This window comes from Sphingopyxis sp. GW821-FHT10B01, assembly GCF_059415685.1.
Genome location: NZ_JBWKNS010000003.1, coordinates 84358 through 97285 on the forward strand (window position 1 = coordinate 84358; position 12928 = coordinate 97285).

General features: G+C 66.9%; 10 protein-coding genes. 2 read left to right on the forward strand and 8 right to left on the reverse strand.

Translation table 11 applies throughout. The features are described 5' to 3' along the window. Positions 1–63: 63 nt before the first annotated feature. From AC07NV_RS09390 to AC07NV_RS09405, 4 genes are all read right to left on the reverse strand, one after another. A complete protein-coding gene (locus AC07NV_RS09390) occupies positions 64–750 on the reverse strand; it encodes a hypothetical protein (RefSeq protein ID WP_495166082.1) in 687 nt (228 codons plus the stop codon). Positions 751–853: 103 nt separating this feature from the next. Then, positions 854–3274, reverse strand: coding sequence for an ABC transporter permease (locus AC07NV_RS09395; protein ID WP_495166083.1), 2421 nt, complete (start codon positions 3272–3274; stop codon positions 854–856). 2 nt (positions 3275–3276) lie between these two features. Next, positions 3277–3957, reverse strand: coding sequence for an ABC transporter ATP-binding protein (locus AC07NV_RS09400; protein WP_495166084.1), 681 nt, complete (start codon positions 3955–3957; stop codon positions 3277–3279). A gap of 9 nt (positions 3958–3966) precedes the next feature. Beyond that, positions 3967–5214, reverse strand: a complete 1248-nt coding sequence (locus tag AC07NV_RS09405) for an efflux RND transporter periplasmic adaptor subunit (RefSeq protein ID WP_495166085.1) — start codon at positions 5212–5214, stop codon at positions 3967–3969. A gap of 214 nt (positions 5215–5428) precedes the next feature. Here AC07NV_RS09405 and AC07NV_RS09410 point away from each other — a divergent pair, with 214 nt between their 5' ends. Both AC07NV_RS09410 and AC07NV_RS09415 read left to right on the forward strand, forming a co-directional pair. Then, positions 5429–5968 carry a response regulator transcription factor gene (locus tag AC07NV_RS09410; RefSeq protein ID WP_495166086.1) on the forward strand — a complete coding sequence of 180 codons (540 nt, stop codon included), beginning with the start codon at positions 5429–5431 and terminating at the stop codon, positions 5966–5968. Continuing rightward, entirely contained in the window at positions 5958–7277 is a 1320-nt protein-coding gene (locus AC07NV_RS09415; RefSeq protein ID WP_495166087.1) for a sensor histidine kinase, read from the forward strand. Before AC07NV_RS09410 ends, AC07NV_RS09415 begins: the two co-directional genes overlap by 11 nt. 150 nt (positions 7278–7427) lie before the next feature. Here the strand turns inward: AC07NV_RS09415 and AC07NV_RS09420 are convergent, their stop codons facing one another. From AC07NV_RS09420 to AC07NV_RS09435, 4 genes are read right to left on the reverse strand one after another with little or no spacing between them, the layout of a single operon-like run. Further along, positions 7428–8387, reverse strand: coding sequence for an ABC transporter ATP-binding protein (locus AC07NV_RS09420; RefSeq protein WP_495166088.1), 960 nt, complete (start codon positions 8385–8387; stop codon positions 7428–7430). Further along, the gene (locus tag AC07NV_RS09425) at positions 8384–9418 is read right to left on the reverse strand and encodes a FecCD family ABC transporter permease (RefSeq protein WP_495166089.1); all 1035 of its coding nucleotides are present in this window, start codon (positions 9416–9418) and stop codon (positions 8384–8386) included. The genes AC07NV_RS09420 and AC07NV_RS09425 overlap by 4 nt, the downstream gene beginning before the upstream one ends. Continuing rightward, positions 9415–10650, reverse strand: coding sequence for an ABC transporter substrate-binding protein (locus AC07NV_RS09430; RefSeq protein WP_495166090.1), 1236 nt, complete (start codon positions 10648–10650; stop codon positions 9415–9417). Before AC07NV_RS09430 ends, AC07NV_RS09425 begins: the two co-directional genes overlap by 4 nt. Further along, positions 10647–12737 (reverse strand): TonB-dependent siderophore receptor, encoded by a 2091-nt coding sequence (locus AC07NV_RS09435; protein WP_495166091.1) that lies wholly within the window; start codon positions 12735–12737, stop codon positions 10647–10649. Before AC07NV_RS09435 ends, AC07NV_RS09430 begins: the two co-directional genes overlap by 4 nt. Between the last annotated feature and the right edge of the window lie 191 nt (positions 12738–12928).

Here is a 12928-nt window from a genome sequence, read left to right on the forward strand (position 1 = left end):
CTTTTTGCCATTCCTTTTTGCCTGTAAATCGGCCGGGGCCCGGAGCCCCGGACTGGAGCGGGGTCATTGTCCTCTTTTGCGGATCAATTGCTGCGTGACCGCCTTGTCCTCTTCGATGATCTGGCCCGCCATCGCTCGGGTGAGCGTGATGATGTCCTGGATATGCTTGAGGCTTCTTTGGGTCTCTTCTTCGAGTTCTTCGGGCGTGCGCGTTTCATTGTGTGGCGGCCGCGTGCCGTCGGGCCATATGGCTTTCCACGTCAGGTCGGCGACGCCCTCGATCGAGAACTGCCCGAGGTAGAGCAGGCCGCGTTCCATATTGTCGACCTGGCGATAGGCAGCACGCTGCTCTTCGGTCTTCAGCCCCATTTCGCAGCCGAACTCGAGGAGCTGGCGCTCGACCGCGTCCTTGGGCGCGCGCGCGGGTTGGTCCGGCGCCCGCTGCAACGGTCCGCCGCGCGGCGAGATCTGGATCAGCTTTTCCTCGATCGTTTTGCCAACACAGTCGACAATGACGTTCGAGGTGATCCAGTCGGGGCTCTTTTCATTTTCAAGGATCGCCAGCGTCTCGAGCTTGAAAACGCCGCCGAAAAACCCGGGTTGACTGATATAATCCTCGTCGATCGCGACGACGAGCCGCGCCGGCTTCTCGCCGCCCATGAATACCAACCACCATTCGTCGGCCATGGCGGGCGTTGCCGCCAGGGCCGCCAGAGCGCCGGCGACCAATCCCAATTTTCGTGTTCGCACGGAAAACCTTCTCCTTTCTACGATTGCCGCGGCCTGCACATGCGAGACTTCCTCAGCGGACAAAACTTCGTAAAACCCTGAGACCTGCCGGCCCGCGACCACATCACTCGTAGCGGAGCGCATCGACGATGCGCCCGCGCGCCGCCGCCATGATCTGCGCAGAACTGACGAGGATCGCGACGAGGACCGTCGCGCCCGCCACGCCTGCCAGCAGCCAGACCGGCAGGTCGGTCCGCGCCGCGAATTGTTCGAGCCACTGGCGCATGACCGCGTAGCCGGCACCGAGACCCACGGCGCATGCGACGAGGACGGGCAGCAGGAATTGCCAGAGCAGCAGGCGGACGATCTCGCCCGGCGATGCCCCCATCGCGCGGCGAATGCCGATCTCCTTGCGGCGGCGGTCGGCGGAAAAGGCGGATAGCGCGAACAGCCCCATCGCGGCGATCACGAGCGCGACGAGCGCGCACGCCCCGATCACGCGCCCCTGCACGATCGTCGTACGGTACCGGTCCGCCTCGATCTGCGACAGCAACCGCGCCTCGAGCGGCCCGCCGTCGCCCATCGCCTGCCACAGCCGGTCGAGCCGCGCGCGCGCGTCAGAGAGCGCCGCGGGGGCCGTTTCGACCGCGAGCACGCCCCATTTGGGCGACCCGGCGCTGTAGATCAGTTCACCCGCAGGCTCGAGCACGCTCGCCGACGCATCGCGGACCACCCCGATGACCGTGTAGGGCGTCGTCGGCGGATTGGGGCCGACCTGCAGCGAAATGCCCAGCGGCTGGCCGATCGCCGCCTGTGGCGAAGCGAAACCGAAATGGCGCGCGGCGGTCTGGTTGATGACGACCTCGCTCCGGCTGGCGCTGCCGTCGCGCGCGGGCACGAAGCCCCGGCCGGCGAGCGGATCGAGTCCGGCGAGTGCGAAGAAATGCGCGTCGACCTCGACGAAGCCGGGGGTGAAGCGTTGCCCTTCGCGGTTGATCGCGGTGACCGCGCCGTGCGGCGCGAGGTTGAAGGCGCCGCCGGCCGAACAGCTTGCACCGCGCACGCCGGGCAACTCGCGCGCCGCCTGCGCCAGCCCCGACCGGCATTGCGCAATGACCGTCAGCACCGGCCCCCGTCCGGCGCCCAGCGCGCGATCGATCGCGAAATCGGTCTGCCGGTATACCGTGATCGCGGCGACGAGCAGTCCCGTCAGCGTCGCGAACTGGACAATCACCATCGTCCGCCCGATCCACGCTGGCGCAGACAGGCCGGTCGCACCGCCGCCGAGCGCCGCCGTCGGCCGGAGCGACGACAGGATGAAGGCCGGATAGAGCCCCGACACCACCCCGATCACGAGCCACACGGCCAGAAGCGGCAGAAGCAGTCCTGGCTCGCGCGTCAGGTCGAAGGCGAGCGACAAGCCGAGCATCCCGTTCACCGCGGGCAGCGCCAGCTCGACGATCCCCATGCCAAGGACCAGCGCGACAAGCGTGACGAGCAGGCTTTCGCCGAGGAACTGGGCGATCAGTTGTCCCTGCCCCGCGCCGCACGCCTTGCGCACCGCGACCTCGACGCCGCGCCGGCCGGCGCGCGCGGTCATCAACGCGACATAGCTTGTCGACGCCATGAGGAGGATCAGCGCCCCGACCGCGCCGATCGCCATGACAACGGCCGGGTCGACGCTCGGCTTGCCGTGCGGACTGTCGTCGGGCGGTCCGAAGTGGATGTCGGCAATCGGCAGCGCATAGCCGCCGACCTTCGTGCCGCTGGCCGCCGCCATCGCCTGAAACGGGCGAATGACATCGTCGAGCGCGGGCTGAAGGTCGGCGGCACGCGTCCCCGGTTTGCCGCGAACATAGGTCAGAATGGGCAGGTTGATCGTCGGCACCGGGCTGGCATCGGCGCGCGCGAGCGGCGACACTGCGCCCCGACCCGAAGCGACGAACTGCAGATCGAGGTGCGTCCGCGCGGGCAGATCGGCGAACACCGCCGTCACCCGCAACCGCCGGACCGCGCCGTCGGCGCCGACGATCTCGATCGCCGCGCCGCGCGGCGGGGCCCCGCCGAACAGCTTGCGCGCGCTGCCTTGCGACACCGCCACCGTGTCCGGCTCGGCGAGCGCGCCGGCCAGCTGCCCGCTGACGGACGCAAGCGGCAGGACCTCGAAAATAGCGGGATCGGCCCACACGAACCCCTGCGCGCGGATCGGCGGGGCATCGGCGCGCGCGCGGACGACCGGATTGTCCTGATAGATACGGGCAATCGCCTCGATCCGGTCGCTCCGGCCGGCCAGCGCCTTCGCGAGGATCGACGGCGTCACCGCCGACACGCGCTCGGGCTGTCCCGGCTGGGCGACGGTGCCGGTCATCCGGAAAACGCGCTCATATCCCGGAATGAAGTTTTCATAGGCATGCTGCTGGCGCACGAACAACCCGGTCACGATCGCGGCGGCAAGCGCCAACGCCAGCCCGGCCAGCGTCACGACCGCATAGAGCCTGCCGCGCGCGAGCTGCCCGCGGGTGGAAGCGAAGAGGCTGCGCAGCATGGTCAGGCGCCCAGCTGCGTCTGGCTGACGACCCGGCCATCGAGCAGCTGGATCTTGCGATCGGCGCGGTCGGCCTGCGAAAGCGAGTGGGTCACCATCACGACGCTGGTTCCCTGTCCGACCGCCTGCTGAAGCAGGTCCATCACCGCCTCGCCGTTGGCGGTATCGAGATTGCCCGTCGGTTCGTCGGCGAGGATCAGGCGCGGGTCGGACACGATCGCGCGCGCGACCGCCACGCGCTGCTGCTGGCCGCCCGACAGCTGTTTGGGCAGATGGCGGGCGCGATGCGGCATGCCAACCCGGTCGAGCGCCCGCTCGACGCGTTCGCGCCGTTCGCGCGCGCTCGTTCCGCGATAGAGCAGCCCGAGCTCGACATTCTGCGCCACCGTCAGTTCGTCGACCAGGTTGAAGCTCTGGAACACGAAACCGATCGCGGCGCGGCGCAGACGGGTCAGCTCGCGCTCGCTCGCGCGGCTCACGTCCTCGCCGAGCAATTCGATACGCCCGCCGTCGGGACGGTCGAGCAGCCCGAGTATGTTGAGCAAGGTCGACTTGCCGCAGCCCGAAGGCCCCATGATGGCGACAAATTCGCCCTCGCCGACGGTCAGCGACACATCGCTCAGCGCATGCGTACGCACCTCGCTGGTCTCGTAATTTTTCGAGATGGTCTCCACGCGCAGCATGATTGTCTCCTATCGAAGGTTGATGCGCCGATACGCGTCCCAGCCATCATAGCTGGACGTGATCACGCGGTCGCCGGGCGCCAGCCCCGCCAGAATTTCGACCTGTTCGGCGTTACGCCGGCCGATCCGGATCGACCGGCGTTCGGCGCGATCGCCCCCGGGTGCCATCACGAAGACCCAGCGGCCACCCGACGCCTCGAGAAAGACGCCGGCGGGAAGCAGCAGCGCCGGTCGATCGGCGCCAAGCGACAGGCGGCCGCGAACGGCCTCACCAGCGACAAGCCCCGACGGCTCGCCGCGTACGAAATCGAGGTCGACCCGGAACGATCCACCGGTCACCTGCGGATAGATGCGCGACACCGCCAGTTCGGCGCGGCGCCCGTCGACCTCGGCGCGCTGCCCGACGTGCACACGCCCCAGATAATATTCGTCGACGCGCGCGGACACGCGAAAGCCCGTATCGAGCGCCAGCTCGCCCAGCCGGTCGCCGCGGTTACGATTCTCGCCAAGCTTGACGTCGAACGCCGACAGGCGCCCCGCCGCGGGCGCCCGCACGGTCAGATCGCCAAGTTTTGCACGCGTAACCGCGAGGCTCCTGCCCAGCGTCGCAAGCTGCGTTTCGATCTGCGGCGCCTGCAGCGTGCTCAGCCGGCCCTGCCGCCGCCCGCGCGCTTCCTGGATCGCCTGCCGGTCGGCGACAGCGCGCTGCTCGTCTTTCAGGCTGTCGATCGTCTTTGCCGGCACGAACCCCCGCGCCGCGAGTGGAAGGCTGCGGCGAAGATCGCGGTCGACGCGTGTGCGGTCGTAACGGGTCAACGCCAGCGCCTGCGCATTGTCGCTGCGGTCCTGTTCGAGTTGTTGCTGATACGCCTGAAGCTGGGTGATCGATTCGATCAGCCGCGCTTCCTGCGAGAGGATATCGAGCTCAAGCGTCGTGTTCGTGAACTCGACCAGCGGCTGGCCTTCCGCAACATGGTCGCCCGACCGGACGAACAGGCGGCGCACCCGCCCGCCCTCGGCGGCGTCGAGATAGATGATGTCGCGCGGTTCGATCTGCCCCTGCAGACTCGTCATGTCGCGAAACAGGCCGCGCTCGGCGCGCGCGACGGCGACCTCACCCGCCGGCACCGCCAGCGACGGCGTCGCGAACTGGCGCACGCCGATCACAAGGGCCAGCGCGGCGACCATCAGCCCAGACGCCAGCCCGGCTCCGCGGCGATGACGCCGCAGCCAGTTTTGCCGCAAGGGTTCGTCCATGGGGTCACAAGCTCCTCATGCCTCCAGTATCGCTTGGCCAGGCAAAAACAGGAAATTCAACATTATCAACTACTTGACTCGAACGCTCCATATCTTTCGACCGGACCGGTGTCCGGGATCGGACAGCGCCATCGCACGATTCGCCGGTCGGCCCCCGCAAGCGCCTGCTTTTGCTCAGGTTCCCTGCGCGCGCGGGCTCCGGTAAGATCGCGCGATGGACAGCCCCCGAATCCTGTTGATCGAAGACGATCAGGCGATCGCGCAGGCGATCTGCCTCGCGCTCCGCGGCGTCGCCGAGGTCGAGCATGTGCCCGGCCCCGATGCGCTTCCCGATCCGATGCCGCTCGGCGATTATGCCGCGATCCTGCTCGACATGAACTTCCGCCCCGACCAGCGCGACGGCCGCGCCGGGCTCGGTGCGATCGACCAGCTGCGCATCGCCGATCCCACGCTGGCGATCGTCGTGCTCACGGTGTTCGGCGGCGTCGCGATCGCGGTCGAGGCGCTCAAGCGCGGCGCGTGCGATTTCCTGCTCAAACCCTGGCGCAACGACCGGCTTGTCGCCGCCATCGGCGCAGCGATCGAGCTGACCGCGCGCCAGCGCGCCGGCGCGGCGATGAGCCTCGAGACGATCGAGCGCCACGCGATCGAACGCGCGATCGAACGCGCCGACGGCAATATCAGCCGCGCCGCAGCGGCGCTCGGCATCACCCGGCCCGCCCTCTACCGACGCATCGAGAAACATGGACTCTAGCGGCGAACGCGGCGGCAAGCGCCACTGGTCGTTCGCTGCCGGGCTCGCCGCGCGCGGGCTCGCCGCTGGCTGTTTCGCGGCAGGCAGCGCTGCGCTGCTCCTCTCGGGCAGACCCGCGCTCGCGCTGATCGCCGGCGGAGTCGCAATCACCGCGCTGTTCGCGCTCGTTCGCGCCGCGCGCCAGGCCGAGCGGGCGATGCGCGAACTCGCCGATCAACTCGCGATCGCGGTCGACGACCGGCCGTCGGCCCTGCCCTCGGCTTTCGCCGATCTCGATGCCGCGATCGTCCGCGCGGTCGATGCGATGCGCCAGCGCGAGGCCCGGCATCGCACGCAGGCGCATAGCGACGACGCCCTGCTCGACACCGTCCCCGCCGCACTGTTCCTGACCGACGCTGCGGGCGGCCTGCTGCGCACCAACCGCGCCGCGCGCGCGCTCGCGCCGGCAGCGCCCGCGCGCTTCGCCGATCATCCTGCCTTCGTCGCCGCCGACGCCGCGACGCTGCTCACCGGCCCGCCCGAAGCGGGCCGCCTATTGCGCCTGACCGACGGGCGCAGCGCGCACGCCTCGGTCGGGCTCTTCGACATCGCCGACGGATCGCGGCGTCGGCTGATCGCAGTGCAGACCGTCGCCGAAAAGCTCGGAGCGGTCGAAACCGACGCCTGGCACCGGCTGAGCCGCGTTCTCGCGCACGAGATGATGAATTCGCTGAGCCCGGTGATCTCGCTCGCCGAAAGCCTCGCCGCGCTCGATCCCGCCGTCCCTGCCGATCGCGCGCAGGCCGCCGCGGCCGCCGCCACGATCGCGCGGCGCGCGCAGCATCTGATGGGTTTCGTCGAACGCTATCGCCAATGCCTCGCCATCCCCCAGCCGCGCCCCGAGCCCGTCGACCTTGCGGCCTTCGGCGCCGACATGGTCGCACTCGCGCGGGGGTTCAACCCGTGCGCCGCGCTGCGGATCGACGCCGCCGCGCCCGGCGCCGTCGTCGCCATCGACCGCGAGCTCGTCGAACAGGCGCTGCTCAACTTGCTCAAGAACGCCGTCGAGGCGGCAGCGGACCGGCCACAACCCGTCGTAACCTTCGGCTGGGACATCGCCGGAGACATGCTGTGCTTCACCGTCGAGGACAACGGCCCCGGCCTTCCCCCCGACGCCGAAGACATCTTCCTCCCCTTCTACACGACCAAGGCCGACGGCGGCGGGATCGGGCTCACCATCGCGCGCCAGATCGCGATCTCGCACGGCGGCGCGCTGACCGCCGAGCCGCTGCCAGCCGGGACGAAGCTGTCGATGCAACTGCGTGTGTAATGCAAACGGAATGAGCCGATTGCAGTCAGGCGGCTCTCAGGTCGAAGATGGCGAAAGCAGACGCAATATGCGTTGCTTCGAACTATGGGTGTGGGTGAGCGCCCGCGGGCACAGCGAAACAGAAGGACTCGAAGTTTGGGCCCGCGCGGATCATGAGCGGGCGAGTTCAGCGAGCATCGCGGCGACACTATCGAAGCGCACCGCACCGACGGTCCAACCATCAGCATCGACGGAGATCCGCAGCGTCGCCGCAGGATCGATCGCGAAGCCCGTCCGGTCGAGCGCCCGGCGCGTCCACGCCGCGCGGGCGCCTTCCCCCTCCAACGCAACATACCGGTTTGCCGGCCGCCGCAGCTCAAAATGGCCTACAGCCTCGTCGAAGCTCACGCCGTCTCCCGCAAATATCCGCGCAAAATCGCCTGAAAGAATGAGATCCTCGGGCGCGCCGTCGAGAAGGCGTGTTCCGTCATAAAGCCAGAGCCGGTTCGCGCAGCGCAAGGCGAGTTCAAGCTCATGGGTCGAGATGACGATTGCATAGCCTCGCTCTTCGGCAAGCTCGCCAAGCATGGAAAAGAAGGCGACGCGCCGTGGCAGGTCGAGGAAGGAGGTCACTTCGTCGAGGAGGAGCAGCCGCGGCTGCTGGGCGAGAGCGCGCGCCACCATCACGCGCTGGCGTTCGCCGTCGGAGAGCTGGGCCACGGCCCTGTTACGAAACCCCGCAGCTCCGACAAGCGCCAGCGCCTTGTCGACAATAGCGACATCATCCGCCGTCAGCCGGCCCTGCCAGCCGGTATAGGGATAGCGGCCGGCCGCGGCGAGCTCGAAACCAGTGAGATAGCCGGTCTGAGGCCGCTCGGTGAGCACGACCCCGAGTCGCCGCGCCTTCTCGCGCGCCGACAGCGTGTGGAGCGGTTCGCCGCCCAGAGCGATCGATCCGCTTAACGGCGCGAGAAGGCCGGCAAGGGTTCGCAGCAGCGTCGTCTTGCCCGTTCCATTGGGCCCGATGAGCGCAACAACGTCGCCCGGGTTGAGCGCGAGCGAGAGATTTTCGGCGATACGGCGCCCCGGATATCCGATCGCCAGCTCGTCCATCGAGAGGATTGCGCTCATGACGCCCCTCCAAAGCGGGCATGGCGGCGGAGCAGCACCCAAAGGACGATGGGGCCACCGATCAGCCCGTTGACCGCGTTAAGGTGTAGGAGATGGCGCGCCCAGGGAAGGTGGGTGATGAGGTCGGTTGCGAGCGCCAGTGCACCGCCCGCGAGAGCCGAGGCGGGAAGTAATATTCGATGATCTTCAGTCCGCAGCACGCCGCGGGCAACATGGCCTGCGATGAGCCCGAGGAAATTGATCGCGCCGCAGAAGGCAGTAACGGTTCCCACCAGAAGCGCGACGACCGCGAAACAGGCGTAGCGCAGTCTCTTCAACGGAACGCCGAGGCTCTGCGCGTAGATGTCGCCGAGCATGAGGATATCAAGCGGCTTCGCGAGCGCCATGAGGACCAGAAGCCCGAGGCCGCACGCAGGCAGCAGGATCATGTGCTGCGCCCAGGTGACGCCTGCGAAGCTTGCATCATCCCAGCCCTTGAAAGCCGAAGCCTGCGTCTCGTCGATGAGGTGCAGCGACAGGCTGATCAGGCCCGCCGCGATATAGCCGAGCATCAGACCTGCAAGCAGCAATGTCACATTATCGACGCGTCGCGCGAGCAGCGTGAGCAGCGCCATCACGGCGATCGTCCCACCCGAAGCCGCGACCGCCAGGCCGATGTCACCGACGAGGCCGAAGGATTCAGCGAAAGCCGGACCGGCAAGTCCCGTCGCGACGACGAGCAGCGCGACCCCGAAACGCGCGCCGTGCGCGATGCCAAGGACAAAGGGGTCGGCGAGCGGATTGCGGAACAATGTCTGGAGCATGAGGCCGCAGGCGCCGAGGCTGGCGCCGCCGACCAGCGCCGCAACCGCCCGCGGAAGACGATATTCGCGGACGATATGCCCCCAACCATCCTGTCCGATATCGCCGCCCGAGAGGCTCGCGGCGACAGCGCCAAGCGGTATGTCGACGACGCCGAGCGCGAGTTCGCCAAGGAAGAGAATCGCGACGATCAGGACCCCGAGCATCGCGAAGGGAAACGGCCGGATCATGCCGCACTGCCCGGGATCTTGCGGATGAAACGTATTGGTGCGGGGACAGCAAGCCGGTCCGGATGCAGGATCGCAATAAGCTCGGCGAGCGTATCTTGCGGTTCGGTCATGCCTTGGTCGGACCAGCTGTTCGCGAACGGTCCGACCTTTCCGGCATCGAACCAGTAGACGCGTCGCGTTCGTACCGCGCGCAACCAGGCCAGGCGCGGATGGTCGCGGCGGAGCGCGGCCATATCGGCTGCGCCCGGCATGAAATTGCCGAGCCAGACGTCGGCGCCTGCTGCCCGGTCGAAGAGCTTTTCCATTGGCGCATAGGTCAGGCTTCCGGCGATGCGGTTGTCGTGCCAGGCGTGACGCCCGCCGGCATCCTCGACCATCCGGTAGAGCTGATTATGCCCGCCGGCCTGGCTCCACTCGTCGCGGCTTTCGGGATAACCGAGCTGAACGAGCGGCCGTGCGCGCACATCGGCGACGCGCGCACGCAGTGCCTCGTACCGCGCGGCGCGATCGGCGAAGATCGCGTTCGCCCGCGCCTCGCGATTAAAGAAGAGAGCCAGATATTTGATCCACTCGGCGCGGCCGAGCGGGGTCGGTTCGGTGTGGTCGGACTGGGGTGCAGAGACGACGCCGAGCCGCTTCAACAAGGGATGAATATTCGCGTCGGGATAAGCCGAATAGAAGGTGAAGAAGAGGTCCACGCCGAGTGCAGCCGCCTGCTCGCCGTTTCCGTGTTGCGCTGCATAGATAGGCACGGTCTGGCCGTTTTCGATTCGCGCGGCGATCGCCGGGATCGAGACATTGCGCGTCGGCACTCCCTTCAGCCGGTCGTCGATCCCGAGCAAATGGCTCGCGCCAAGCAACGACACATTGGCAGTGGCGAAATTGCGGACGGGAATTTCGACGAGCGTGTCGCGCGGGCCGAGCCTGGGCGGCGGCGTCCCGCACTGGACGAGGACGAGACTCAGCGTCTCGCGTGTGTCGACGGCGGGCGTGAAGGTCACCCGTTTCCAGTTGGCATGATATTCGATCTTGAGTTGCGCCGAATGATCGAAACGGGCTTTGTCGGGGAAATAGTCGGCGCCCGGCTGATAATCGGCAACGCAGCCCGCCGCGAGATTGGCGGAAGGTGCCGGTCCGACCTCAACCGCATCGCGCGCGGCAGGTTCGCGCAGCGCGATTGGCGCGCAAGCGGCAAGCATCACAGCCGCCCCGATTGCGGACAACAGCCTCACCGCTTCCCTCCGAACCGGCACGAGACGCTCGCGGTGATTGTCCGCGGCGCGCCGGGATAGAGCGGAATGAAGGCGCCACCGCTGTCATAATAGAAAGTGTCGAACAGGTTGAGGATGTTGAACTGCGCCCGCAGCGGACCGAAGCCCGCGTCGAAGTCATATGCGAGATTAGCGTCGACGCGCGTATAGGCGGGAAGCAGGATCGAATTGTCGGTGTTGCCCGCCCGGCTCCCGATATGCTGGACGCCGAAGCCGACGCTCGCACCCTTGAGGCGGCCCGCGAGATCATATGTCGTCCAGAGACTCGCCGAATGGCGCGGCGCATTGACGAGCCGTGAGCCCGGCACGGCAAAGCTGTCCTCCAGCACTTTCGCATCGAGATGGGTGTAGTTGGCGATCAACCGCCATTGCGGCGTCAGCACGGCCGGAAGCTCGACCTCGATTCCGCGCGAGCGCGACTTGCCGATCTGGATCACCAGATCGAAATCGACGGGGTCAGATACTGCAACATTCCGGCGCATTATGTCGAAGAGCGCGAGGGTTGGCGCGAGTCTCCCGTCGAAAAGCTCCGCCTTGGCGCCAATCTCCCAGCTTTCGCCGATGAGCGGCTTGGGAAGAGAGCCGTCGCGAAGCCGTCCGACATCGACCTGCGCGCGGAAAGAGCGCGCCCAGCTGCCGTAAAGAGAAAGCGCAGGCGTCGGCGTCCAGGTCAATCCGGCCCGCGGAGAAAAAGCGCCCCGCTCGGTAGCCTCCTCGCCCGACCCCACCAAATAGTCGCGGTTCCTGAGCCGGTTCCAGTCATAGCGCCCGCCGACGAGCAAGCGCCAGTTGCCGAGCTTCAGCTCATCCTGCGCATAGAGCGCCGTAGAGTCGCTATCCCATGCGCCGTCCGAGACGAGCAGCGTCGGGGTGGCGCGCTGCCCGTATACAGGATTGTCGAAATCGATCGGGATGTTGACGCCGAACGGCGGATTACGAACCTCGAAGCGCCAATGATCATAGCCATATTCGATCCCGGTCAGTGCCTTGTGCTCGATCGCCCCGGTCGCGAAACGGATATAGAGCTCGGCCTGAGCGGTCAGGTCCCGCTGTCGGTCATAGGCAAGGCTGGTGCGACGGTTGACCTTGGGATTGGCCGGATCGGTGCGGCTGACCGGCGGGAAGCCGAAGGCATAATAATAGCTATCCTTCGTGAAGTCCGAATAGCCGAGCGCCACACGTCCTGACAGAGCCCCCGAGAAGCGGTGGTCGACGAAGAGGCTCGCGACCCCGCCCTTGTTGGTATAGCGTGCATCAGGCTCCCCGAACTGCCGCTCGCGCGGGGCCTCGAGGAAGAGCCGATCGTTCGCGAACCCCCGATCGAAGTAACCGCGCTTGCGGGCATATTCCCCCTCAAGGGTCATCCTTGTCGCGTCAGACGGTTTCCACTGGAGTACTGGCGCGATGAAGGTACCGCGCGTGAAGACGAAGTCACGAAAACTATCGCGATCATCGTGCGAGACATTCACCCGGAGGCCTAGCGTCCTGGAAAGTGGCGTCGACAGATCCGCGGTGAAGCGCCGCTGATCGGATGAGCCGTAAAGCGCGCTCACTTCCGCAAACGGTTCGTCGAGCGGCTTCCTGGTGATGAAGTTGACGACGCCGCCAGGCTCGAAGCGACCGTAAAGTGCCGAGGCAGCCCCCTTCAACACTTCTACCTGCTCGACATTCTGCAACTGCTCGTCGGGGGCATAGGCTGCGCGCCGCAGACCGTTTTTGAGATTATAGGGCGTGATGAAACCGCGAATATAGAAGCGGTCATTGCTCGCACCGAAACCCACTTGCGGACTGAAGCCCGGGACATAACGCAGCGCTTCGCCGATGGTTGTGATGCCCCGGTCGCGAATAAGCTCGCGGGTTACGACCTGAACCGAATAGGGCGTTTCCTTGATCGGCGTATCGGACTTGTTGGTCTGCGGCGCAACGGTCGCGCGATAGCCCTGCTCCCGGGTGCCGAGCACCACAATCTCGTCGTCGCCCGCCGCTTGTGCAAATGCCCCCGCCGGCGCCGCAACGGCGGCCCCGACAGCCAGAAAAATCCGCTTCATTCAATCCCCCTGGTTGCTCTGCAGCCACCCTGCCGGCGACACTCGCAACCGCCACTTCACCGAATCACGATATGTGATATCATTTCATTTGGCGAAAGCATTTCGGGATGTCCAGCTTCGTTCTGCCGAACCTTCCAGCCAGGCGATCCACGCGCTCCGTTCGCCGCCGGAACGGCAGGTCTTTGGGCAGA